We start from the raw sequence: 22,050 nt of genomic DNA on the forward strand, positions 1-22,050 counted from the left end.
TGTGGCGAGATCGCATCGGTCTGGCAAAAAAATCCCTTGTCGACGGTCTGTCGCAGTACCTTGATGAATCAACCCCGGTTGGTCCATAAGCGGCGTCCCGCGGCCGGGTTCGGTTCGCGTCGCGTGCTTGGAGGGAATTCTCGCGTGGCCAATATCAACCAGAAGATTGCGCAGGAGCTTGGGGTTCGGGCCGAGCAGGTCGAGGCGGCGGTGACGCTACTCGACGGCGGCGCCACGGTTCCCTTCATCGCCCGCTACCGCAAGGAAGCGACCGGCGCGCTCGACGACGCGCAATTGCGCACCCTGGAGGAGCGCCTGGTCTACCTGCGCGAGCTCGAGGATCGCCGCAAGGCCATTCTGGAGTCGGTGCGCGAGCAGGGCAAGCTCGATGCCGCGCTCGAAGCATCGATCATGGCCGCCGACAGCAAGGCCCGCCTCGAAGACATCTATCTGCCGTTCAAGCCGAAGCGCCGCACCAAGGCGGAAGTCGCCAAGGAGGCTGGCCTCGAGCCGCTCGCCAATCAGCTGATCGCCGAGCCCGGCAACGATCCGAAGGTGGTGGCCGAAGGCTTCATCAACGCCGAGAAGGGCGTTGCCGATGCCGCCGCTGCGCTCGACGGCGCGCGCGCCATTCTGGTCGAACGCTTCGACGAGGACGCTGACCTGATCGGCGCCTTGCGCGAAGACGTGTGGACCAATGCCCGCATGGCGTCCAAGGTGCGCGACGGCAAGAAGACCGAGGGCGAGAAGTTCGCCGACTATTTCGATTTCTCCGAGCCGCTGACCAAGCTGCCGTCGCACCGCATCCTCGCGATGTTCCGCGGCGAGAAGGAAGAGATCCTCGACCTCCAGATCCAGTCCGAGGAAGCGCCGCCCGCTGGCGTTCCGGGCTCCTATGAATTGAAGATCATGAAGCGGTTCGGCATCGCCGACCTCAAGCGCGCCGGCGACCGCTGGCTGATCGACACCGTGCGCTGGGCCTGGCGCACCAAGATCCAGGTGCATCTCAACATCGATCTGCGCATGCGGCTGTGGAACGCGGCCGAGACCGAGGCCGTCCGCGTGTTCGCCTCCAACCTGCGCGACCTGTTGCTGGCGGCGCCCGCCGGCACCCGCGTCACCATGGGTCTCGATCCCGGCTACCGCACCGGCGTCAAGGTCGCCGTGATCGATGCGACCGGCAAGGTGGTCGATACCACCGCGATCTATCCGCACGAGCCGCAGCGGCAGTGGAACGAGTCGCTCGCGACGCTCGGCCGGCTCGCGATGAAGCATCGCGTCGAGCTGATCGCGATCGGCAACGGCACCGCCTCGCGCGAGACCGACAAGCTCGCGACCGAGCTGGTCAAGGGCCTTGCCGAGCTGAAGATGTCCAAGATCGTGGTGTCGGAAGCCGGCGCGTCGGTCTATTCGGCCTCGGCCTTCGCCTCGGAAGAACTGCCCGGCCTCGACGTCACCCTGCGCGGTGCGGTCTCGATCGCCCGCCGCCTGCAGGATCCGCTCGCCGAGCTCGTCAAGATCGAGCCCAAGGCGATCGGCGTCGGCCAATATCAGCATGACCTCGGCCAGGCCAAGCTCGCCAAATCGCTCGATGCCGTGGTCGAAGACTGCGTGAACGCGGTCGGCGTCGACGTCAACACGGCTTCGGCGCCGCTGCTCGCCCGCGTATCGGGTGTTGGCTCCGGCCTTGCCCAGAGCATCGTGGCGCATCGCGACGCCAACGGACCGTTCAAGTCGCGCAAGGCGCTCAAGGACGTGCCGCGGCTCGGGCCGAAGGCGTTCGAGCAGTGCGCCGGCTTCCTGCGCATCCTCGGCGGCGAGGACCCGCTCGATGCCTCTGGCGTGCATCCGGAAGCCTATCCGGTGGTGCGCCGCATCCTCGCGGCCACCAAGAGCGACATCAAGGCGCTGATCGGTTCTAGCGAGATCGTGCGCACGCTGAAGCCGAAGGATTTCGTCGACGAGACCTTTGGTCTGCCGACCGTCACCGACATTCTGCGCGAGCTTGAGAAACCCGGCCGCGACCCGCGTCCGGCGTTCAAGGCCGCGGTGTTCAAGGAAGGCGTCGAGGAGATCAAGCATCTCCAGAAGGGAATGATCCTCGAGGGCACCGTGACCAACGTCGCCGCCTTCGGCGCCTTCGTCGACATCGGCGTGCACCAGGACGGCCTCGTGCACATCTCGGCGATGTCCAGGAACTACATCAAGGATCCGCGCGAGGTCGTGAAGCCCGGCGACATCGTCAAGGTGAAGGTGCTGGACTTCGAGGTCGCCCGCAAGCGCATCTCGCTCACTCTGCGCCTCGACGACGAGGTCGGCACCAAGAAGGACGCGCCGGGCATGCAGCGCGACAACTCGCGCAACACGAGCCGCATGACCTCGTCGGCGCCGCGCAAGCAGGAATCCTCCGGCGGCGGCGCCCTCGCCGAAGCCATGCGCAGGGCTGCTGAAAAGAACAACGGCAAGCGGGCGTGACTCTTGACCTCTCCCCGCTTTGCGGGGAGAGGTCGGAATTCGCGCGCAGCGCGGATTCCGGGTGAGGGGCAGGCAGACTGTCGGCCGGGTCAATGGTCCATCCGACTCCTACGCGCCGCGCCCTCAACTTAAATCGAATTCGCGGCAGCAGCCCCTCACCCCACCCTCTCCCCGTAAGGGCGGGGAGAGGGAGCGATAGAGCTGGGCTCCCCCTCCCTAACACCCGCGTCAGAATCTGGCGCGTTTGTAAGTTGAAGCTGCCCGTCCCTTCCTCTCATCTGATCATCCTCGTGCGGCGCGGTGACCGCCGCAGTGCAAGGAGGATGCTTCGATGAACAACAGGCTTCTCAAAGGCCTCACCGCGGCGACGCTCGCAGCGATGATGGCGGTTGCTTCACCAGTGCTCGCGCGTGGCGGCGGTGGTGGTGGTGGCGGACACGGCGGGGGCGGCTTTGGTGGCGGTGGCCATGGCGGCTTTGGCGGCGGCGGGCATTTCGGCGGCGGCGGAATGCATGCGGGTGGCTTCGGCGGCGGCATGCATGGCGGAGGTTTCGGCGGCATGCGTGTCGGCGGGATGGGCGGCGCCAGCTTTGCCCGTGTCGGCGGGCCAGGCTTTGCTCGACCTGGCTTCGGCGGACCACGCTTCGCGCATGCGGCGATCGGACCGCGCTTTGCCGGCGCCGGCTGGCACGGCAGGACCTTCATCGGCCGCCACGCCTTCTTCCGGAATCATCACTTCCGTCGTTTCGCTTTCATCGGCGGGCCCTTCTACGCCGACTATTACAATTATTACGACGACGGCTGCTGGCGCAGGAGCTTGACGCCCTACGGCTGGCAATGGGTCAATGTGTGCGGAGACTATTGGTAGTCGCATCGCCGTACCGCACCATTGTCGCGATCGCCACCGGGCGGTTCCGCTCAGCCCCGGAACGGGATAGTCTGGTGGCGATCGTCGCGCGGAGTTTCGCATGACCGGAGGTCACCGCCGCATCCTGGTCGTCGAGGACGATCCGGAAACCGCAGGCCAGCTCGTCGAGGAATTGACCACCTCGGGCTATGAGGTCGATCTCGCCGCAACCGGACGCGAGGCGCTCAGCCACGGCGCGGCGCGCGACTATGCCGTGATCACGATCGACCGCATGCTGCCCGATATCGACGGCATCACCGTGATGCGCCAGTTGCGCGACGACGGCATCGCCGCGCCGTTCCTGATCATCTCGGCGCTCGGCGAGGTCGACGACCGTGTCCGGGGCTTGCGTGCTGGCGGCGACGATTATCTCGTCAAGCCGTTCTCCTTCGTCGAGCTTCTCGCCCGCCTTGAAGCATTGGGCCGTCGCAGCGAGACCATCGCCAAGGAAACCATCTTGCGCGTCGGCGATCTCGCCGTCGACCTGATCGCGCGCAATGCCAGCCGCCGCGGCCGCAAGATTCCGCTGCTGCCGCGCGAATTCCAGCTGCTCGAATATCTCGTCCGCAACGAGGGCCGCGTCGTCTCGCGCGCGATGCTGCTCCAGCACGTCTGGGACCTGCATTTCGATCCCTCCACCAACATCATCGACGTCTATGTCGGCCGCGTTCGCCGGAAGGTCGACGATGCCCAGGCCTATCCGCTGATCCACACCATCCGCGGCATCGGATATTGCCTCCGTGCTCCTGGCTAAGACGCTCCGCTCCTCGACCTTTCGCCTGGCGCTGATCGCGATCGCGGTGTTCGGGCTGATCGTCGCGGCGATCATGGCCTATGTCTATTTCGGCACGCTTGCCTATGTGCGTAGCCGGGTCGGCGATGCCGGCGATCACGGTGATTTCACCGCGATGATCGGGCTCGCGATGTTCGCGGTCGCCATGCTGCTGGCCATGCTGGCTGGCCTTGCGGCAGTCCTGGTGACGCGGCGCACGGTCGGCCGGATCGAGGAGATCAATGCCACCAGCCGCGCCATCATGCTCTCCGGTCTCGACCGGCGCATTCCCTTGCGTGGCAGCCACGACGAATGGGATCGCGTCGCGGAAAACCTCAACCTGATGCTCGACCGCATCGAGACGCTGATGGGCGAGGTCAAGCAGGTTAGCGACAACGTCGCCCATGATCTGCGGACGCCGCTGACGCGCATGCGCGGCCGGCTGGAAAAGGCCTACCACACCCCGCGCGACAGCGAGGCCGATGCCGCGTTGATCGGCGACACCATCGCCGATCTCGATGCCGTGCTCGGCATGTTCGCCTCCATCACCCGGATCTCGGAGATCGAGACCCGCGCCCGCAAGGGCGCCTTCCGCAGGCTCAATCTCGTCGAGGTTGCCGGCGAGGTGGTCGAACTCTACGACGCCGCCGCCGAAGAGGTCGCGACCCGTCTCAGCATCAGTGGCGACCGTGAGGTCTCCGTGACGGGCGACCGCGACCTGCTGTTCGACGCCATCGCCAATCTCGTCGACAATGCGATCAAGCACGGCCGCGCAGGCGGGCAGGTCACCGTGACCTGCCGCAGCGCCGGTGGCGGGGCGGACATCGCGATCGCGGATGATGGTCCCGGCATTGCCGCTGCGCAGCGCGATCACGTCTTCAAGCGCTTCACCCGGCTCGAGCAGAGCCGCTACACGCCGGGCAACGGGCTGGGCCTCAGCCTGGTCGCTGCGGTCGCGCGCCTCCACGGCGCCGAGATAACCCTACACGACAATGCGCCGGGCCTTACGGTCCGGCTCAGCTTCCCCACGTCATAGCTCGATCACGCCGCGGCGTGCCGCATGTGCGACTGCATCGGTGCGGCCGGTGGCATCGAGCTTGTCCAGCAGCGAGCCGACATGGAATTTCACCGTGTGCACGGAGATGTTGAGCTGGCGCGCGATCATCTTGTTGGACGCGCCTTCCGCCATCAGCGCCAGCACGTCGAGCTCGCGCTGCGTCAGCGCGATATCCTCGGGCATGCGGCGTGGATCGCGCGCGATGACCGTCACCGCAGCCTGCTCACCTGGCCCGGCAAGACGAAGCCCCGCGACGCTGCCGAGCAGCGTTGCGAGGCGATTGGCAAGGACGGGATCGTCGATCTCGAGGGACAGAACGATCTCCGGCGTCGTGTCCGCGCTCACGTCTCCGGCCTCTCGCCGATCGTGACCTTGAAGCTGGCCGGCTCGCCGCCGCGGCGCACCGCGACGTCGACCACCGTGCCGACGCTCGCAGGCCCCAATGTCCGGGACAGCGCGCGGACGCCTGACAGCTTCTGGTCGTTGACCGCGACGATCACGTCGCCCTGGCGGATGCCGGCCGCGGCGGCCGGCCCGGCCTTGTCGACATTCATCACCATCGCGCCGACGCCATCGTCGAGCCGCACCGGCTGGAGCCCGAGGCCGAGATAGCCGCGGGCGATGCGGCCGCGCGTCTCGAGCTGCGCCGCGACGCGCTCGATCGTCGCTGTGGGAATGACGAGCACGCGCCGCGGCCCGAGCACGGCCATGCCGAAGGCCTCGCCCGATGCATCGAGCGCGAGCCCGCCCTCATGGCTATCGCGCAAGCGCACGTCGAGCTCGATCCGCGCATCGATGTCGCCGCCGCGCAGGGAGCGCCAGCCTTTGCCCGAGGCCGATACCATTCCGAGCGCCGCGCTCGGGGCGTCGCGATCGGTGGCGACGACGACCGAGAGCGAGCCGAGGGCGGGCACCGTTGCGGCCAGTTTCACCGGCGCGATATTGGTGTCAGCGCGCAGCAACGCGATATCGGTGGTGTGGTCACGGCCCGCGATCGTGGCGACGGCGGTGCTGCCGTCGGACAGGCCGATCTGGACCTCGCCCTCGTCGGCCAGGGCCTCGTCGGCGGTGACGATCAGGCCGGGCTTCCAGACGAATCCGGTCGAGCGCGAGCGATGCGAATGCACGGAGACGATGGACGGCGCGGTGCGCGCCACGACGTCCGCAAGCGCGGACGAGAGTGAAGACAGAGGAGTTGGGTCGGTCATGCAAGGCTCCTGCAAGGAATCAAGGCTCCTGTAAGCTGTCCTCAATCTGGGATGTCGCCGGCATTTGCGAAACTGGCCGGGTGGCCAGGACTTCGCGTCAGGACTTCGCGTCAGGACCTGGCTTCCGTAGGACCACGGCCGACGAATATGTGATTGGGAGGCGCTCACGGGAACGTGTAGCAATCGCCAAATTGCACCGCCCGGCCTCAAGCCTTTTCCGCGAGCCCTGACTGATGACCATCGATCTCACCCGCCGCACCCTGCTTCAACTCGCCGGCGCCAGTTCGCTCGCGATGGCCGCCGCGGCGGCTGCGCGTGCCGAAGGCACGCCGCAAGGCGGCGGACCGACCTATGCCAGCCGCACGCCGATGCGGGTCGGCATGGTGACGCTGCGGGTGAAGAACCTCGACACGGTCGCCGACTACTATCGCGACGTGATCGGGCTCACCGTGATGGAGCGCTCCGCGACGGGTGCAAAGCTCGGCACGGCCGGCATCACGCTGCTGGTGCTGGAGGCCCGTCCCGAGGCCGCGATTGAATCGCGCAGCGCCGCCGGCCTCTATCATACCGCCTTCCTGATGCCGACGCGCAAGGACCTCGCGCGCTGGCTGGTACACGCGGCCTCACACCGCGTGAAGCTGTCAGGCTTCGCCGATCATCTCGTCAGCGAGTCCGTCTATCTCGACGACCCCGAAGGCAACGGCATCGAGGTCTATGCCGACCGCGATCCCTCGCAATGGCAGTGGAGCGAGGGCAGCGTGAAGATGGCGACCGACGAGCTCAACATCCCCGACCTGTTGTCGCTCACCAACACGCGCGTGCCTGATTATGCCAAGGCGCCGGACGGACTGCGCATCGGCCACATGCATCTGCGGGTCGGCGATCTCGCGCAGGCGCAGAGTTTCTACCACGGCACGATCGGCCTCGACCCGACCCGCAGCCGCAACGGAGCTGCGTTCCTGTCGTCAGGCCGCTATCACCATCACCTCGCGATGAACGTCTGGCAGAGCCAGGGCGCCGGCCAGCGCGACGACACCGCTACGGGCCTCGCCTGGTTCTCGCTGGTGATGGCGAAGCAGGAGCTGCTCGCCGCGCAGGAGGAGCGCCTGCGCAAGGGCGGTGCGAAGGTCACCGCGCTTGCTGACGGCGTGGAGGCGATCGATCCCTGGGGCACGCGGGTGCGGCTGATCAAGGTTTGATCGCCGGGACGGGCGTTGGTAAGACCGGTCAGGCGTAGCCAGCTTTCCGGGGCCATCTGACATGACCGACTTCCACGGCGTCTTCCCCTATCTCGTCTCGCCCGTCGATGCCGATGGCGCGGTGCGCATGCAGGTGCTGACAAAGCTCTGCGACGATCTGATCAGCGCCGGCGTGCACGGGCTGACGCCGCTGGGGTCCACCGGCGAGTTCGCCTATCTCAATTCCGCGCAGCGAATGGCGGTCGTGCAGACCACGATCGAGGCCGCCAAGGGCCGCGTGCCGGTCTTGGCCGGCGTCGCCTCCACCTCGACGGCGGATGCGGTAGCGCAGGCGAAGGCGTACCAGAAGTGTGGTGCGAACGGCATCCTGGCGATCCTGGAGGCGTACTTCCCGCTTGCCGATGCCCAGGTCGAATCCTATTTCCGCGCCATTGCGGACGCCGTGGACGTTCCCGTCGTCATCTACACCAATCCGCAATTCCAGCGTTCCGATCTGACGCTCGACGTCATCGCGCGCCTCGCCGAGCATCCGCGCATCGGCTACATCAAGGACGCCTCGACCAACACCGGCCGGCTGCTCTCCATCATGAACCGCTGCGGCGATGGCTTGCGCGTGTTCTCGGCCTCCGCCCATATCCCGGCTGCGGTGATGCTGATCGGCGGGCTCGGCTGGATGGCGGGCCCGGCCTGCATCATCCCGCGCCAGAGCGTTGCGCTCTACGACCTCTGCAGGGCCGGCCGTTGGGACGAGGCCATGGCGCTCCAGCGCAGGCTGTGGCGCATCAACGAAGCCTTCGCCCGCTTCAACCTCGCCGCCTGCATCAAGGCCGGCCTCGCGATCCAGGGCTACGATGTCGGCGATCCCGTCCCGCCGCAGGCCCCGCTGACCGCCGAGGCGCGCAAGGTCGTGGAAGCGGCGTTGAGGGAGCTGAGTTAGCCGTCATTCCGGGGCGCCCGCAGGGCGAGCCCGGAATCTCGAGATTCCGGGTTCGATGCTGCGCATCGCCCCGGAATGACGGTCTCTAAGACAAGCCCGGGCATGACGAATCCATGGTCCCGCCGCCCAAAAGCGCGGCTGGCATGCCTCCGGTCGATCCGCTAAAAGGCTGCCCGCAGTTTCGAAAAGACCCTGAGGACCCCACGGAATGAACATTCTTCCCGGCAATTTGCGTTTCGGAGCGGGGCAGCCCGTCAAGCGTTTGGAAGACCAGCGGCTGCTCACCGGGAAGGGGCAATTCATCGACGACAAGCCGGAAGATGGCGCGCTGTGGTTGCATGTGCTGCGCTCGCCGCATGCGCATGCGAAGATCGTCTCGATCGACACCAGCGCGGCGGCGGCGATGCCCGGCGTCACCGCGGTCTACACCGGTGCGGACCTCGTCAAGGACGACGTCGGCGCCATCCCGACCTTGAGCATCTTCAAGCGCCCCGACGGCAAGCCGATGACGGTGCCGCCGCGCCGCCTGCTGGCCCATGAGATCGTGCGCTATGCCGGTGAGGCCGTGGCGGCAGTGGTGGCTTCCTCTCGTGCCGAGGCGCAGAGTGCGGCCGAAGCGATCGTGGTCGATTACGACGTGCAGCCCGCGGTGGTCGATCCGGTCGAGGCGGTGAAGCCCGGCGCGCCCGTGGTGTGGCCAGATGCGCCCGACAACATCGTCGGCGCGATGGCTTACGGCGATGCCGCGAAGGTGGACGAAGCCTTCGCCAGGGCCGCGCACACCGTCGAGCTCGACCTCGTCAGCCAGCGCCTCGTGCCCTCCGCGATGGAGCCGCGCTCGACCATTGCCGAGATCGACAAGAAGTCCGGCCGTCTGCTCCTGCACGTGCAGTCGCAGACCCCGGCCTCGACCCGCGACGTGCTGGCGGAAGCCGTGCTCAAGCGTCCCAAGGACAGCGTGCGCGTGCTGGTCGGCGACATCGGCGGCGGCTTTGGCCAGAAGACCAACCTCTATCCCGAGGACGGCATCGTCGCCTATGCCGCGACCAAGCTGAGCAAGAAGATCCGCTGGCGCGGCGACCGCACCGACGAGTTCGTTGGCGGCACCCATGGCCGCGATCTCACCTCGACGGCGTCCTTTGCGCTCGACGAGAAGGGCAAGGTGCTGGCTTATCGCGTCAAGTCGATCGGCTGCACAGGCGCCTATTCCTCGGGCGCGGCCAACATCATCCCGCTGGTGCTCGGGCCGTTCGTGCAGACCGGTGTTTACGACCTGCCGCTGGTGCATTTCGAGGTGCAGTCTGTGATGACCCATACCGCACCAGTCGGCGCCTATCGCGGCGCGGGCCGGCCCGAGGCGGTGTTCATCGTCGAGCGTCTCTTCGACGCTGCTGCCCGCAAGATCGGCATGGATCCGCGTGCGATCCGCAAGGCCAACTACATCAAGCCGGCGCAGCTGCCCTACACCAACGCGGCCGGCCAGGTTTACGATTCCGGCGCCTTCGCGCACATGCTCGACCGCGCAGTGAAGCTCGCCGACTGGGACGGCTTCGCCGCGCGCAAGAAGGCCGCGAAGAAGAAGGGCCTGCTCTACGGCCGCGGGCTCACCTCCTACATCGAATGGACCGGTGGCCGCGCCCACACCGAGAAGGTCAGCCTGCACGCGACCTCGCAAGGACGCGTCGTGCTGCATTCCGGCACTATGGCGATGGGGCAGGGGCTGCAGACCACCTATACCCAGATGATCTCCGACACGCTCGGCATCGCCATGGACAAGATCGACGTCGTTCAGGGCGACACGGATCTGGCCATGGGTTTTGGCAGCGTCGGCTCGCGCTCGCTGTTCGTCGGCGGCACCGCGGTCGTGGTTTCCTCCAGCGATCTGATCCAGAAGGCGCGCGAGAAGGCTGCGAACGTGCTGGAGACGTCGGTCGAGGACATCGAATATCAGGGCGGCATGCTCACCGTGGTCGGCACCGACCGCCGCATCAGCCTGTTCGACCTCGCCGAGAAGGAGAGCGGCGCGAAGCTCAGCGTCGATTCCGAGGGCGAGGTCGACGGTCCGAGCTGGCCGAACGGCACGCATATCTGCGAGGTCGAGATCGACCCCGAGACCGGCGTCTCCAAGGTCGTGCGCTATACCACGGTCGACGACGTCGGCGTCGCCGTGAACCCGATGCTGGTCACCGGCCAGATCCATGGCGGCGTCGCGCAAGGCATCGGCCAGGCGCTGTATGAAGGCGTCTCCTACGACGCCGACGGCCAACTCCTCACCGCGAGCTACCAGGACTATTGCATCCCGCGCGCCGACGACGTGCCGCCGATCGTGGTGACGCTGGACGATTCCGCACCCTGCCGCACCAATCCGCTCGGCGCCAAGGGCTGCGGCGAATCCGGCGCCATCGGCGGCCCTCCTTGCGTCACCAACGGTGTGATGGATGCGCTCGCCGAGCTCGGCATCGCCCAGCTGAACACGCCGCTGACGCCGCAGAAGATCTGGCAGGCGATCAGGGACGCGAGGGCTGTCTAGGTAAAGATTTCGCCGTCGCCGCAAACATAACTGTCGTCCCGGGGCGCGCGTAGCGCGAACCCGGGACCCATAACCACAGGGTCGAGTTTGGCGAAGACTCGTAGTGACCAGCTCGCGCCATAACCTCTCCCTGTGGTTATGGGTCCCGGATCTGCGCTTCGCTTGTCCGGGACGACAGCGGGGTGTGCAGCGCCAGCTCGCCTCAAATCCCCAGCATCATCTTCGCAATGATATCGCGCTGAATCTCCGACGTGCCTCCGAAGATCGTGTACGCTCTCCCGTTGAGATATTCCGGCACTACCGTCAGCATGTCCTCGGGCGTCGCGGGCTCGTGATTGAGCTTGTACAGCGGACGCATCGGCTCGACGGCGAGGGCGTCGTGGCCGATCACGTCTACGCCGAGGCGCGTCACGGCCTGGCGGATCTCGCTGTTGCGCAGCTTCAGGATCGACGACACCGCGCCGGGATTTTGCCCGGTCTGCAGCGCCGAGAGCACACGCAGCTCGGTCATCTCCAGCGCGTCGATGTCGACCTCGACCTCCGAGATGCGCGTTGCGATATCGGGACTGTCGATCGCGCGCCCGGTCAGATCAGACTCGGCGAGCTCCGCGATCGCCTTCAGCCCCTCTCGGAGCTTCGCTGACGCAATGCCCGAGCCGCGCTCGAACTCGAGCAGGTACTTGCCGTAGGTCCAGCCCTTGCCTTCTTCGCCGACGCGGTTGGCGACGGGCACGCGGACGTCGTCGAAGAACACCTGGTTGACCTCGTGGTCGCCGCCGATGGTGAGAATGGGGCGCGTCGTGATGCCCGGTGTCTTCATGTCGATCAGGATGAAGCTGATGCCGTCCTGCTGCCGCGGCCCGTCGCTGGTGCGTACCAGCGCGAACATGCGATTGGCGTGATGCGCATGCGTGGTCCAGATCTTGGTGCCGTTGATGATGTAGTCGTCACCGTCGCGCACGGCGCGCGTCTTCAGCGACGACAGGTCGGAGCCGGAGCCGGGCTCGGAATAACCCTGGCACCAGTAATCCTCGCCCGAGAGAATGCGCGGCAGATAAAAGTTCTTCTGCTCGGGCGAGCCGAAGCCGATGATGACGGGCCCGACCATCTTCACGCCCATCACGTTGACATTCGGCACGCCTGCGCGCGCGGACTCGGTTTCAAAGATCCAGCGCTGCGCCGGCGTCCAGTCGGGGCCGCCATATTCGACCGGCCAGCCCGGCGCGCCCCAGCCCTGCCGGTGCAGCGCCCGTTGCCAGGCCATGCCGATCGGCGGATCGGAGAACACCGACGGTGTCAGCGCGGTCGCGCGTTTCATCTCGTCGGTCAGGTTTTTGGCGATGAAGCCGCGCACCTCGCTTTGAAAGGCGCGCTCCTCGGCATTGAACGTGAGGTCCATGATGCGCTCCTTGGGTCAGGCGGTGCGGCCAAGCTGGGCGTGGCGGGCATAGTGATGCGCGCTGCCGCCGAACAGTGTGTCGAAGGCGACCAGCCGCTTGAAATAGGCTCCGACCTCGAGCTCCTCGGTGACACCCATGCCGCCGTGAAGCTGGATCGACTGCTCGCCGACGAAGCGTGCGCATTTGCCGATTTTCGCTTTCGCGCCTGACGCCGCCCGAGCACGCTCGACCGGCGCAGCATCCACCTTCAACGCAGCCCGCAGCGCCATCGAGCGCGCCTCGTCCACCTGCATCGCCATGTCGGCGAGGCGGTGGCGGATCACCTGGTTGGCGGAGAGCGGCCGGCCGAACTGCTTTCGGATCTTGGTGTAGTCGAGCGTGGTGTCGAGCAGCGTCTGCATGATGCCGACGGCCTCCGCACCTAACGCAGCCATGGCGCGGTCGACGGCCCATTCGATCACCGGCAATACGTCGCTATCGTCACCGAGGAGAGCGTCCTGCGGCAGCTCCACGCCTGACAGCTCGATGTTGCAGGCCCGTCCGCCGCCGAGACGTTGATAGTCACTCATGGCAACGCTCGGCGTTTTCGCCTGGACCAGGAACAGGCCGATGCGTCCCGACGGTCCCCGATGATCATGGATATGCGCGGAGACGATGATCTCGTTGGCAGCGTGGCCGTCGAGCACCGCGATCTTGCTGCCGGAAAGGCGCCAGCCCTCGGCTGTCTTGTGAGCGGTGGTCGCGACCTTGGCGAGATCGAACCGCGCTGCGCGCTCGGAATGCGCAAAGGCGAGCTTGAGCGATCCGTCGGCGACCTTCGGCAGCCGCTCCTGCTTCTGCGCGGTGGTGCCGCACGTCTCGATCAGCGCCGCTCCGAGCACGACCGTCGCGATATACGGCTCGGACACCAGCCCACGGCCAAACGCCTCCATCAGAATCCCGATCTCGACCGCGCCGCCGCCGAGCCCGCCAAACTCCTCAGGGACCGGCAGCGCCAGCCAGCCGAGCTCGGCGAACTGTTTCCAGACATCAGGGCTGTATCCGAGCGGATCGTTCGCCATCTTGCGGCGATGATCGGCATCGTAGCTTTCGGCGACAAAGCGCTCCGCGCTCTCGCGCAGCAGCCGTTGCTCGTCGCTGAGATTGAGGTCCATGTCGCTACTCCGCGGCCGGCGGCTTGCGCACGGAGGGATGCAGTCCGGATGGATCGACGATCATGCCGAACTCCTGGAGATTGTGGGCGTGGCAGAGCTGATGCAGCGCGAAGGCCTGGTCGATCGCGGCGGGCTGGCCCATCACGTCGACCGAGCGGTTCACGGCCTCCTTGGTCAACTTGAGCGCAAAGGCCGGCTTTGCTGCGATCCGGCGCGCCAGCTCCAGCACGCGCGACGACAGCTCGGCGCGCGGGACGACCTGATTGACCATGCCGAGTTGATGCGCCTCTTGCGCACTCCAGCTGTCGGCGGTGAACAGAAACTCCTTGGCCTTGCGCGAGCCGAGTTCCCAAGGATGCACGAACCATTCGACGCCGCAGACGCCCATGGTGACGACGGGGTCGCAGAACTGCGCGTCGTCGCTGGCGACGATGAGGTCGCAAGCCCAGGCCAGCATCAGGCCGCCCGCGATGCACTTGCCGTGCACCTCGGCAATGGTCGGTTTCGCCAGATTGCGCCAGCGCCGCGTGATCTGGAGATAAATTTCCTGCTCGCGCGCGAAGCGGCCATGTGCGTTCGGTTCGGCAAAGCCGCCCCAATTTCCTACCGGCGGAAAATCGATGCCTGCGGCATTCTTAGCCCCGGGGCGGAGGTCATGGCCTGAGGAGAAGTGCGGCCCGTTGCCGGCGAGGATGATGACCTTGACCGCATCGTCCTGCACCGCTTCGTCGAAGGCGGCGTTGAGGTCGTAGGTCATTTGCAGATTCTGCGCATTGCGCGCCTCGGGCCGGTTCATCACGATCCGGGTGATCGCCGGCTCCGGCCGCTCAACGAGGATGGTCTCGAACGAAGACATCGCGTTCCCCCTGGCGTTTCCATTTGGTCTTATTGTTTCGTCGAGTTGACTATGTCGGCCAGGGATAGGCAAGAGGCTTGCGTAAATCGGCTGCTTTTCGCGCGCGATCTGGTAGTTTGCACCAGATTCCACCGGGAGAAATTCCATGCGCAAGATCCTCACCGTACTGGCGGCGCTGGCCTCGCTGAGCCTGACGAACTGCGGCTACAACGCGATCCAGACCGAGGACGAGCAGATCAAGGGCAACTGGTCCGAGGTCGTGAACCAGTATCAGCGCCGCGCCGATCTCGTGCCCAACCTCGTCAACTCGGTGAAGGGCTTTGCGCAGCAGGAGAAGGACGTGCTGCTCGGCGTCACCAACGCGCGCGCCAAGGTCGGCAGCATCCAGGCGACGCCGGAGGTGCTGAACGATCCCGCCGCCTTCCAGAAATTCCAGGCCGCCCAGGGCGAGCTCTCCAGCGCGCTGTCGCGGCTGCTGGTCGTCACCGAGAACTATCCGCAGCTCAAGTCGGATGCGCTGTTTAGGGATTTGATGTCGCAGCTCGAGGGCACCGAGAACCGCATCACGGTCGCCCGCAACCGCTACATCAAGGCGGTGCAGGATTATAACGTCACCATCCGCTCGTTCCCGACCAACTTCACCGCGATGGCGTTCGGCTACAAGGAGAAGCCGAATTTCTCGGTCGAGAACGAGAAGGAGATCTCGACCGCGCCGAAGGTGGATTTCAACCCGGCGCCGTCGAAGTAGCCGCGTTCGGCACAGATGCGCGCCCCACTCACCACTGTCATTCCCCGCGAAGGCGGGGAATCCAGTCCGCCGCGGCCCCTCCGCATCTCGCCGGCGTCTCTGGAATACTGGATCGCCCGGTCAAGCCGGGCGATGACAGCGAGGGTGTGGCGGGCTTGTTCGAGCATGCTCTCGCGGATTGCCCTCGCCGTCGCGCTGGCTCTCACCTTTGCCTTCGCTGCTGCGGCCGACGTCGCCGTCCCCCAGCTCACCGGCCGTGTGATCGACCAGACCGGGTCCTTGTCGGGCAGCGACATCGCCACGCTCACGCAAAAGCTGCGCGATTTCGAGACGCGCAAGGGTAGCCAGATCGCCGTCCTGATCGTGCCGACGACGCAGCCGGAGACGATCGAGCAATTCTCGATCCGCGTCGCGGACGCCTGGAAGATCGGCCGCAAGAAGGTCGACGATGGCGCGATCCTGATCGTCGCCAAGAACGACCGGCACTTGCGCATCGAGGTCGGCTACGGCCTCGAAGGCGCGCTCACCGACGTCACCTCGCGGCGCATCATCGACGAGATCATCACCCCGAAATTCAGAACGGGCGATTTTGGCGGCGGTATCTCGGACGGTGTCGATCGCATGATCCGCGTCATCGACGGCGAGCCGCTGCCGGTTCCCTCACCAAGCGTGAATTTCGGCAATCTCGACGACCTCGGACCGCTCTTCATCGTGACGCTGTTCGCCTCGATCGGGGTGGGCGGGTTCTTTCGCGCCATGCTGGGGCGGCTGGCCGGATCATTGGTGACCGGCGGCATCATCGCCGCGCTTGCCTGGTTCATTCTCGGCTCTTTCGCACTCGCCATGGCCCTCGGTGTCGTCGGCTTCATCATCGGGTTCATCGCCGACCTGTTCTCGGCGATGGCGCCAAGCACGCGATCGTCGCGTGGCGGCTCCTGGTCGAGCGGCAGCGCGGGAGGCGGCTGGAGCAGCGGCTCGTCGAGTAGCGACAGCGGCAGCTTCAGCGGCGGTGGCGGCAGCTTTGGCGGCGGCGGCGCCTCGGGGAGCTGGTAGGTCATGAGCATCAAGCGCATTGCCAGACACCTGGTGCAGCATCATTGGCGGGCAAAGCAGGTCTTTCCGCAAGCCGTGCTCGATCGCATCGAGCAGGCGATCAGGAGCAGCGAGGCGACCCATTCCGGCCAGGTCCGCTTCGTGGTCGAAGGCGCGCTCGACGGCCGTCCGCTGTTCCGCGACCAGCCAGCCCGCGAGCGTGCGCTCGACGTGTTCTCGCATCTGCGGATCTGGGACACCGCGCATAACAACGGCGTGCTGATCTACCTGCTGCTCGCCGACCGCGATGTCGAGATCATCGCCGATCGCGGCATCGACGCGAAGGTGGGTGCCGAGGGCTGGGAGACGATTTGTCGCGCGATGGAGGCGGAGTTCGCCGCGGGCCGGTTCGAGCCAGGCGTGATCGGCGGCATCGCCGCGGTGTCGCGCGAGCTGGCCAGGCACTTCCCACCGGGCGGACCGCATCCGAACGAGTTGCCGGATGCGCCCGTGGTGATGTGAGGGGGACGATAGTCCACACCCCGTCATTGCGAGGAGCCCGTGCGACGAACCAATCCAGACTGCCACCGCAGAGACATTCTGGATTGCTTCGCTACGCTCGCAATGACGGGGGTGGCAGAAGCGCCCGCCACCTAATCATCCAGTTTGTTCAGATCCCGCACCGACTGCATGATCGGCTCGAAGTTCGAGCGCGCGTCGAGCGCGTCGAACAATTGCGCGGTGTCTTCCAGGAGGCCATGCGAGCGCGCGATCGCGATGCGGACATCGTCCTGCGGCGTATCCGACAGCCGCCCGTGTCCCGACAGCAGGATCTTCGAATCCAGTCCCTTCAGCCGCTCCAGCGACTGGATATAGTCGGCGATGCTGCCGGAGCCGAACACGCCGCCCATCACCCCGCCCGGCATCAAGGTGTCGGCGGCGAACAACAGGCCCTTGTCCTGGTCGTACAGCGTGATGCAGGCCGAGGTGTGGCCCGGCGTGTGCATCACGTTGAGGCGGAAATTGCCGAGGTCGATCAGATTGCCTTCCTCGAGCCAGATGTCGACATTGATCGGCACGTTCGGCTCGTTGAACATCTTGCGCAGCATCGAGAAGTCGTCGCGCAGCATGATCTTGTTGGCGGCGAGCCGATGCGCAGCGATGAAGGTGCGACGCTCGTTGAAGTGCCAGGCGGCGCCGATATGGTCGAGATGCTCGTGGCTCAGCACGACCATATCGATTGTCTCCGGCGGACATCCGGCGAAGTTCAGGCACTCCACCATCGACGGATAGTTCGAGGACAGGCCGACATCGATCAAAATGGTACGCGCCGAGCCGCGCACCAGATAGGCATTGGCGGCGCGATTGGCGAAGCGGATCTGGTAGACGTCGTCGGCGGCCTGGATCAGCGAGCAGGTGTCGTTCTTCATCAGGACCGGGAAGGCGGTCGGCTTGCGATCGCTCATGATTGCGCCGCCCGGTAGGTGACCGCGTTGGAGGCGCGCAGACGTTTTGAGAGCGCATCCATCACCATCAGCGCGAACGCCGGCTGCTGGCTGACGAGATAGACGAAGCGGGCGTGATTGATCCGCATCACCCTGGTGTTCGGCGCCGCCGCGATCGCGGTCGCCGAGCGTGCCGAGCCGTCGATCACGGCCATCTCGCCGAAGAACTCGCCCTTGCCGAGCTTGACGATGGTGGTCTTGCTGGCGCCGTTCATCTTGGCGATCTCGACCTCGCCGTCGAGGACGACGAACAGCTCGCGGCCGGTCGAGCCTTCCTCGAAAATGACGTCATCGACACCAAACGCGTTGATGCATTTCTCGATCGTCATGGCACCCCCAAACGCCTTCTGGCTGACGGGACCGCCCATGTTAGCCAGAGGCCGATGACGGGCAAGCAGCCCTTCGGCTAAGGCGAGCGTCTGCCGCAGGGCAGCATCGGCTGACGATTTGTTGCACGCCGCCACGCCGGTTCCATTTTCCCGACCCAATTCGGCCCCGGATGAGTTCCTAAAATTTCGGTAAGCGGGTCCGGAGGTAAGGATTTCGCAAGCAATGAAAGTTACCAAAAGGTCAATCCAGACTGGAGTATTTGAGCCGTGAGCGAACCAATGCCCGAGCAGGCTGCCCAGGAGACCGGCGAACAGACGAACGTCGTCGAAGCCGCCGCGACCGTGCCGCAGGCCGTCGAGGCTGCCGCCAGCATCGAGGCCCCCTCGATTGCCCCCGACCATGAGGCGCCGCCGAAGCCCGATCCGGTGAAGGCGGATGCCCCCAGGATCGAACCGCCCCGGATCGAGGTGCCGAAGTTCGAGGCCAAGGTTGAGCCGAAAGCCGAGGCAAAGCCTGAGCCTAAGCCCGGCAAGCTGATCGTGATGGCGCCCTCGGACCGCTCCTGGGAGCGCGAGGAGTTTGCCCCTCATGTGAAGCCGGAAGCGCCGCGCGAGACCGGCGACAAGCGTCGCCTGTCGGCGATGGCCGCGGTGGTCGCGATCGCCGCCGGCGTCGGCGCCATCAGCGGCGCGCTTGCGACCGCCGGCATGATGCATTTCGCACCCCCGGCCGCCGCGCCGGCGCAGGTCGCCGACACCAGCGCGCTGGAATCCTCGGTCGCCCGGATCGATGCCGATCTCGTCGCCCTCAGGGCGAATGTCGAGCACACCTCCAAGACCGGCCTCAGCCAGTTCAACCGGGCCAATGACCGGCTCGACAAGCTGGAGAAGGCGCAGGCCGAGCCGATGGCCAAGCTCGCAAAGCTGTCCGAGACCGTCGACAAGCTCCGCGCGACGCCGCCCGCCGCGCCCGCGCAGGCTGCGGCCGCCAAGGAAACCACCGGCTCGATCGCGCCGACCCAGGTTGCGGCCGCCGCCGGACCGGCTCCCGCGCCCGCCGCGCCCAAGACCGAGGTCGGCCGCATGCCGACGCTCGAAGGCTGGCGGCTGCGCGACGTCGCCAATGGCGGCGCACTGATCGAGGGCCGCGACGGCCTCTATGAGGTCTATGCCGGCGACCCCATTCCCGGCGTGGGCCGGGTCGATGCGATCCGTCGCCAGGACGGCCGCTGGGTGGTCGTCACCAGCAAGGGCCTGATCGTCGCGCGCTGAGCACGCCGATATCTTGTTTTCAAAGAGGCGCTTCACCACCGTGTGAAGCGCCTTTTTGCTTGAATAGGCGTCCCCGCGCGGTGTTACCTCAGGCATGAGCCGTGCATTGCGAATTCTGGTTGTTGTTGCCGCATTGGTCGGCGGCGCCGTTCCGCTTTTCGCGGCGGGAACTACATCGCTGACGCATGGCACGGCGATCACCGATCCTGATCTGCTGAAAAAGCTCGACCAGAGCGACGTGCTGACGATCTCGCGGCTGCTCTGGCCGGAGCGGAACGCGAACTTTCCGCTGACGACCGAGCAGATGTTTTCGCAGCTGTCGCAGCTCGAGCAAATTCCACCCGCGATCGACGCGGAGCTCGAGCGCTACGTCGCGCAGCAGAAGGCGGCCTTTCCGAGCGAGACCATCGGCGTCGGCGAAGGCTTTGACGTCCAGCTGTTCGACCGGGCCAATCTGAAGTCGCCCGACACGCGTTTCGTGCTGGCCGGCATCGTCAACCGCATGGACCGCGCCTATGTCTCGGAACAATCCTGCGGCGAGATCCGGCTGATCTATCGTCTTGCGCGGTTCGACAACAAGCCGGACGGCGGCAAGACCGCAACGCGTCTGCCGATGACGTTCAATCTGGTGCTGAAGGCGAGGGACCCGCGCCAGGCGGATGCGAGCGGCAACCCGGTGACCTGTGCCGAGGTCGCGCTGCGCTGGCTCGACAATGGCGACTGGCAGGGGCTGATCGGCGGCGGCGTTCATCCTTCCGACGCGATGCTCGACCGCATCGAGACCAACATCCAGGTCTCCGTCGCGCCGAAATCGGCACTGCACGATTTCCGCTCCGACTATCTGCTCAAGGTGTTCAAGTACGATGCCGCGACGAAGACGTTCGAGGAATCGACGCTGGAGAACCAGATCGACCGCGACCGCATCCTTGCAGACGATGATCTGCGGCGCGACTTTAAAGACTGGCTGCTCGCGCCGGAGAATTTGCGCGAGTTCGATCGCGGCACGGTGCTGATCCCCGAGAAGTTTTTGGCCAAGGTCGCGGTGGTGCCGACACCGGCCGGGCTCGATGCCTCCGCGTTGCAGCCGGAATTCGGCATGATGGAAGGTGAGGGCAAGGACAATCCGGTCTTCACCAACAACGACGTGGTCGGCGCGCTGAAGCAGGCGGCCGCGCGCGGGGACCTGCAGAACATCCGCTCGGTCGCGGGCTTCCAGCGCCGTCTCAACGACGTCACCTGCGCCGGCTGCCATCAGACCCGAGGCATCGGCGGCTTCCATTTCCCGGGCGTCGACTGGCTCGCGGACAAGCCGTCCAATTCCACCATTGTGCCGGCCTCGCCGCATTTTGTCGGTGACCAGCTCCGCCGTCGCGACATCCTGACCGCGTTCGCCGCCGGCAAACGTCCTGATTTCTCACGCGGATTTGCCAGCCGGCCGCAGACCCGCGGCAGCGGCGAGCTGGCCGGCACCGAATATCAGGACGGCTGGGGCGCGCATTGTTCCCTGCAAAATGCGGGATCGGGAGCGCGGGATGAGAGTTTTACGTCATGGAGCTGTGCTAAAGGTTTGACCTGTCAGGCTGCCGCGGCCTCGCGCCGCATCGGCATGTGCTTCATCAAGACGCGCTAAACCGATTTGGATCACCCATGACTGATACCAGCGAAGCCGACAAGGAGCGCAATCGCGAGATCGCGCGCAATGAGGAAGCCAAGCAGGTCACCGGCAGCGTCCGCGTCAGCACCTGGGCAGTTGCGGTGGTGGTGATCGTCGGCGGCATCCTGTTCACGCTCGGCTGGCTGGCGCTGAGGTAGCTGCGATAACTCTGTCGATTGGAAGCGCACGGAGCGAGCTGCGGGTCCACCTCTCCCCGCTTGCGGGGAGAGGTCGGATCGCTCTTGCGATCCGGGTGAGGGGGTACGGGTCCCTCGGCGATCTCACGTGTGGAGAGAGGCCCCTCACCCTGATCCTCTCCCCGTAAGAACGGGGAGAGGGGAAAGAAAGAGCCCAGCTCACTTCGCGTAATTCGTCATCCGCCGTCCCGGCAGCAGCTCATACGCCGATTTCCAGCCGGGCAGGGCGGCCATGCGGCCGAGCCAGGCATGGATGGCGGGATGGCTCGCCGCGAAATCAAAGCCGTGCTCGTCGCTCGGATAGTGCAGATAGGCCATCATGGAGATATCGGCGACCGTCGGCTTCGCGCCGATCGCGAAGGCGTTGTGCTGGAGATGGCCGTCGAGAATGCCGAGAAAATCGTCGAGCCGCCGGCGGAAATGCTTCAGCACCTGCGGATCGTTCTTCTCGGTGAAGGCCCGCATGAAGCGATAGGTCGCCATGTAGCCGGTGAGCTTGTGGTTGTCCCAGAACAGCCATCGCAGCAGCTCGAACTTCTCGTCCTCGGTCTCGGCGCCGAAGCGGCCATATTGTTCGGCGAGCATGAGCAGCAGCGGCGCGGTCTGCGTCATCTTCACGCCGTCGATCTCGAGCACGGGAATCTCGCCCATCTCGTTGATGGCCTTGCGCCACTCCGCCGTGCGCGTGACGCCGCCGCCGAAATCGGTCCACACCGGCTCGAACGTCTCGCCACACAGCGTCAGCATCAGCGCCAGCTTGTAGCTGTTGCCGGATTCCGGGAAGTAGTGCAGGCGGTAGTTGGGCATGGGACCTCACG

Annotated in this window: 21 protein-coding genes; 13 read left to right on the forward strand and 8 right to left on the reverse strand. The window is 65.9% G+C overall.

What is annotated here, in order from left to right; translation table 11 throughout:
• Positions 1-144: 144 nt before the first annotated feature.
• From BRAGE_RS0146175 to BRAGE_RS0146190, 4 genes are all read left to right on the forward strand, one after another.
• The gene (locus tag BRAGE_RS0146175; protein WP_027563806.1) at positions 145-2,475 is read left to right on the forward strand and encodes a Tex family protein; all 2,331 of its coding nucleotides are present in this window, start codon (positions 145-147) and stop codon (positions 2,473-2,475) included.
• Between the two features lie 331 nt (positions 2,476-2,806).
• Complete coding sequence (locus tag BRAGE_RS0146180) at positions 2,807-3,343, forward strand: hypothetical protein (RefSeq protein WP_027563807.1); 537 nt, start codon at positions 2,807-2,809, stop codon at positions 3,341-3,343.
• A gap of 100 nt (positions 3,344-3,443) precedes the next feature.
• On the forward strand, positions 3,444-4,136 hold the full coding sequence (locus BRAGE_RS0146185) for a response regulator transcription factor (protein ID WP_027563808.1): 693 nt from the start codon (positions 3,444-3,446) through the stop codon (positions 4,134-4,136).
• Positions 4,123-5,190 carry a sensor histidine kinase gene (locus BRAGE_RS0146190; protein ID WP_027563809.1) on the forward strand — a complete coding sequence of 356 codons (1,068 nt, stop codon included), beginning with the start codon at positions 4,123-4,125 and terminating at the stop codon, positions 5,188-5,190. The genes BRAGE_RS0146185 and BRAGE_RS0146190 overlap by 14 nt, the downstream gene beginning before the upstream one ends.
• Here the strand turns inward: BRAGE_RS0146190 and BRAGE_RS0146195 are convergent.
• A complete protein-coding gene (locus tag BRAGE_RS0146195; protein WP_027563810.1) occupies positions 5,185-5,556 on the reverse strand; it encodes a response regulator transcription factor in 372 nt (123 codons plus the stop codon). The genes BRAGE_RS0146190 and BRAGE_RS0146195 overlap by 6 nt on opposite strands.
• Complete coding sequence (locus tag BRAGE_RS0146200; protein ID WP_027563811.1) at positions 5,553-6,419, reverse strand: S1C family serine protease; 867 nt, start codon at positions 6,417-6,419, stop codon at positions 5,553-5,555. The genes BRAGE_RS0146195 and BRAGE_RS0146200 overlap by 4 nt, the downstream gene beginning before the upstream one ends.
• A 233-nt stretch (positions 6,420-6,652) precedes the next feature.
• Here BRAGE_RS0146200 and BRAGE_RS0146205 point away from each other — a divergent pair, with 233 nt between their 5' ends.
• The 3 genes from BRAGE_RS0146205 to BRAGE_RS0146215 all read left to right on the forward strand — a co-directional run bounded on the left by BRAGE_RS0146205 (position 6,653) and on the right by BRAGE_RS0146215 (position 11,085).
• A complete protein-coding gene (locus tag BRAGE_RS0146205) occupies positions 6,653-7,618 on the forward strand; it encodes a VOC family protein (RefSeq protein WP_027563812.1) in 966 nt (321 codons plus the stop codon).
• Positions 7,619-7,679: 61 nt separating this feature from the next.
• Positions 7,680-8,555: a dihydrodipicolinate synthase family protein gene (locus BRAGE_RS0146210; protein WP_027563813.1), complete on the forward strand. Its 876-nt coding sequence runs from the start codon at positions 7,680-7,682 to the stop codon at positions 8,553-8,555.
• 208 nt (positions 8,556-8,763) lie between these two features.
• Entirely contained in the window at positions 8,764-11,085 is a 2,322-nt protein-coding gene (locus BRAGE_RS0146215) for a xanthine dehydrogenase family protein molybdopterin-binding subunit (protein ID WP_027563814.1), read from the forward strand.
• A 202-nt stretch (positions 11,086-11,287) separates the two neighbouring features.
• Here BRAGE_RS0146215 and BRAGE_RS0146220 read toward each other — a convergent pair whose 3' ends face one another.
• Genes BRAGE_RS0146220 through BRAGE_RS0146230 form a run of 3 tightly spaced genes read right to left on the reverse strand, consistent with a single transcriptional unit; the run spans position 11,288 to position 14,495 of the window.
• Positions 11,288-12,484, reverse strand: coding sequence for an acyl-CoA dehydrogenase family protein (locus BRAGE_RS0146220; RefSeq protein ID WP_027563815.1), 1,197 nt, complete (start codon positions 12,482-12,484; stop codon positions 11,288-11,290).
• A 15-nt stretch (positions 12,485-12,499) separates the two neighbouring features.
• A complete protein-coding gene (locus BRAGE_RS0146225) occupies positions 12,500-13,639 on the reverse strand; it encodes an acyl-CoA dehydrogenase family protein (protein WP_027563816.1) in 1,140 nt (379 codons plus the stop codon).
• 4 nt (positions 13,640-13,643) lie between these two features.
• On the reverse strand, positions 13,644-14,495 hold the full coding sequence (locus BRAGE_RS0146230; RefSeq protein ID WP_027563817.1) for an enoyl-CoA hydratase: 852 nt from the start codon (positions 14,493-14,495) through the stop codon (positions 13,644-13,646).
• 145 nt (positions 14,496-14,640) lie between these two features.
• On the opposite strand from BRAGE_RS0146230, the gene BRAGE_RS0146235 reads away from it, so the two are divergent.
• From BRAGE_RS0146235 to BRAGE_RS0146245, 3 genes are all read left to right on the forward strand, one after another.
• Positions 14,641-15,243 (forward strand): LemA family protein, encoded by a 603-nt coding sequence (locus BRAGE_RS0146235; protein WP_027563818.1) that lies wholly within the window; start codon positions 14,641-14,643, stop codon positions 15,241-15,243.
• A 165-nt stretch (positions 15,244-15,408) separates the two neighbouring features.
• On the forward strand, positions 15,409-16,296 hold the full coding sequence (locus BRAGE_RS0146240) for a TPM domain-containing protein (protein ID WP_027563819.1): 888 nt from the start codon (positions 15,409-15,411) through the stop codon (positions 16,294-16,296).
• Between the two features lie 3 nt (positions 16,297-16,299).
• A complete protein-coding gene (locus BRAGE_RS0146245) occupies positions 16,300-16,797 on the forward strand; it encodes a TPM domain-containing protein (protein WP_027563820.1) in 498 nt (165 codons plus the stop codon).
• A 131-nt stretch (positions 16,798-16,928) separates the two neighbouring features.
• Here BRAGE_RS0146245 and BRAGE_RS0146250 read toward each other — a convergent pair whose 3' ends face one another.
• Together BRAGE_RS0146250 and BRAGE_RS0146255 are read right to left on the reverse strand one after the other, a co-directional pair.
• Positions 16,929-17,741 carry an MBL fold metallo-hydrolase gene (locus BRAGE_RS0146250; protein WP_027563821.1) on the reverse strand — a complete coding sequence of 271 codons (813 nt, stop codon included), beginning with the start codon at positions 17,739-17,741 and terminating at the stop codon, positions 16,929-16,931.
• On the reverse strand, positions 17,738-18,109 hold the full coding sequence (locus tag BRAGE_RS0146255) for a Crp/Fnr family transcriptional regulator (RefSeq protein WP_027563822.1): 372 nt from the start codon (positions 18,107-18,109) through the stop codon (positions 17,738-17,740). Before BRAGE_RS0146255 ends, BRAGE_RS0146250 begins: the two co-directional genes overlap by 4 nt.
• Before the next feature lie 279 nt (positions 18,110-18,388).
• Here BRAGE_RS0146255 and BRAGE_RS0146260 point away from each other — a divergent pair, with 279 nt between their 5' ends.
• The 3 genes from BRAGE_RS0146260 (at position 18,389) to BRAGE_RS56345 (ending at position 21,193) form a co-directional block, all read left to right on the forward strand.
• Positions 18,389-19,381, forward strand: coding sequence for a hypothetical protein (locus BRAGE_RS0146260; protein ID WP_027563823.1), 993 nt, complete (start codon positions 18,389-18,391; stop codon positions 19,379-19,381).
• A gap of 94 nt (positions 19,382-19,475) precedes the next feature.
• Positions 19,476-21,011, forward strand: a complete 1,536-nt coding sequence (locus tag BRAGE_RS0146265; protein WP_027563824.1) for a hypothetical protein — start codon at positions 19,476-19,478, stop codon at positions 21,009-21,011.
• Between the two features lie 17 nt (positions 21,012-21,028).
• Complete coding sequence (locus BRAGE_RS56345) at positions 21,029-21,193, forward strand: hypothetical protein (protein ID WP_167336556.1); 165 nt, start codon at positions 21,029-21,031, stop codon at positions 21,191-21,193.
• A gap of 198 nt (positions 21,194-21,391) precedes the next feature.
• Here the strand turns inward: BRAGE_RS56345 and BRAGE_RS0146275 are convergent, their stop codons facing one another.
• Positions 21,392-22,039, reverse strand: a complete 648-nt coding sequence (locus BRAGE_RS0146275) for a glutathione S-transferase family protein (RefSeq protein ID WP_027563825.1) — start codon at positions 22,037-22,039, stop codon at positions 21,392-21,394.
• Positions 22,040-22,050: the final 11 nt, after the last annotated feature.

Source organism: Bradyrhizobium genosp. SA-4 str. CB756 (genome assembly GCF_000473125.1).
Classification (GTDB): domain Bacteria; phylum Pseudomonadota; class Alphaproteobacteria; order Rhizobiales; family Xanthobacteraceae; genus Bradyrhizobium; species Bradyrhizobium arachidis.

Excerpts from the sequence above, each read along its gene's own strand:
- BRAGE_RS0146210 (WP_027563813.1), top strand. The coding sequence starts at position 7,680 with ATGACCGACTTCCACGGCGTCTTCCCCTATCTCGTCTCGCCCGTCGAT.
- BRAGE_RS0146200 (WP_027563811.1), bottom strand. The coding sequence starts at position 6,419 with ATGACCGACCCAACTCCTCTGTCTTCACTCTCGTCCGCGCTTGCGGAC.
- BRAGE_RS56345 (WP_167336556.1), top strand. The coding sequence starts at position 21,029 with ATGACTGATACCAGCGAAGCCGACAAGGAGCGCAATCGCGAGATCGCG.
- BRAGE_RS0146240 (WP_027563819.1), top strand. The coding sequence starts at position 15,409 with ATGCTCTCGCGGATTGCCCTCGCCGTCGCGCTGGCTCTCACCTTTGCC.
- BRAGE_RS0146220 (WP_027563815.1), bottom strand. The coding sequence starts at position 12,484 with ATGGACCTCACGTTCAATGCCGAGGAGCGCGCCTTTCAAAGCGAGGTG.
- BRAGE_RS0146250 (WP_027563821.1), bottom strand. The coding sequence starts at position 17,741 with ATGAGCGATCGCAAGCCGACCGCCTTCCCGGTCCTGATGAAGAACGAC.
- BRAGE_RS0146225 (WP_027563816.1), bottom strand. The coding sequence starts at position 13,639 with ATGGACCTCAATCTCAGCGACGAGCAACGGCTGCTGCGCGAGAGCGCG.
- BRAGE_RS0146260 (WP_027563823.1), top strand. The coding sequence starts at position 18,389 with ATGCCCGAGCAGGCTGCCCAGGAGACCGGCGAACAGACGAACGTCGTC.
- BRAGE_RS0146265 (WP_027563824.1), top strand. The coding sequence starts at position 19,476 with ATGAGCCGTGCATTGCGAATTCTGGTTGTTGTTGCCGCATTGGTCGGC.
- BRAGE_RS0146205 (WP_027563812.1), top strand. The coding sequence starts at position 6,653 with ATGACCATCGATCTCACCCGCCGCACCCTGCTTCAACTCGCCGGCGCC.
- BRAGE_RS0146185 (WP_027563808.1), top strand. The coding sequence starts at position 3,444 with ATGACCGGAGGTCACCGCCGCATCCTGGTCGTCGAGGACGATCCGGAA.
- BRAGE_RS0146215 (WP_027563814.1), top strand. The coding sequence starts at position 8,764 with ATGAACATTCTTCCCGGCAATTTGCGTTTCGGAGCGGGGCAGCCCGTC.
- BRAGE_RS0146255 (WP_027563822.1), bottom strand. The coding sequence starts at position 18,109 with ATGACGATCGAGAAATGCATCAACGCGTTTGGTGTCGATGACGTCATT.
- BRAGE_RS0146235 (WP_027563818.1), top strand. The coding sequence starts at position 14,641 with ATGCGCAAGATCCTCACCGTACTGGCGGCGCTGGCCTCGCTGAGCCTG.
- BRAGE_RS0146230 (WP_027563817.1), bottom strand. The coding sequence starts at position 14,495 with ATGTCTTCGTTCGAGACCATCCTCGTTGAGCGGCCGGAGCCGGCGATC.
- BRAGE_RS0146180 (WP_027563807.1), top strand. The coding sequence starts at position 2,807 with ATGAACAACAGGCTTCTCAAAGGCCTCACCGCGGCGACGCTCGCAGCG.
- BRAGE_RS0146245 (WP_027563820.1), top strand. The coding sequence starts at position 16,300 with ATGAGCATCAAGCGCATTGCCAGACACCTGGTGCAGCATCATTGGCGG.
- BRAGE_RS0146275 (WP_027563825.1), bottom strand. The coding sequence starts at position 22,039 with ATGCCCAACTACCGCCTGCACTACTTCCCGGAATCCGGCAACAGCTAC.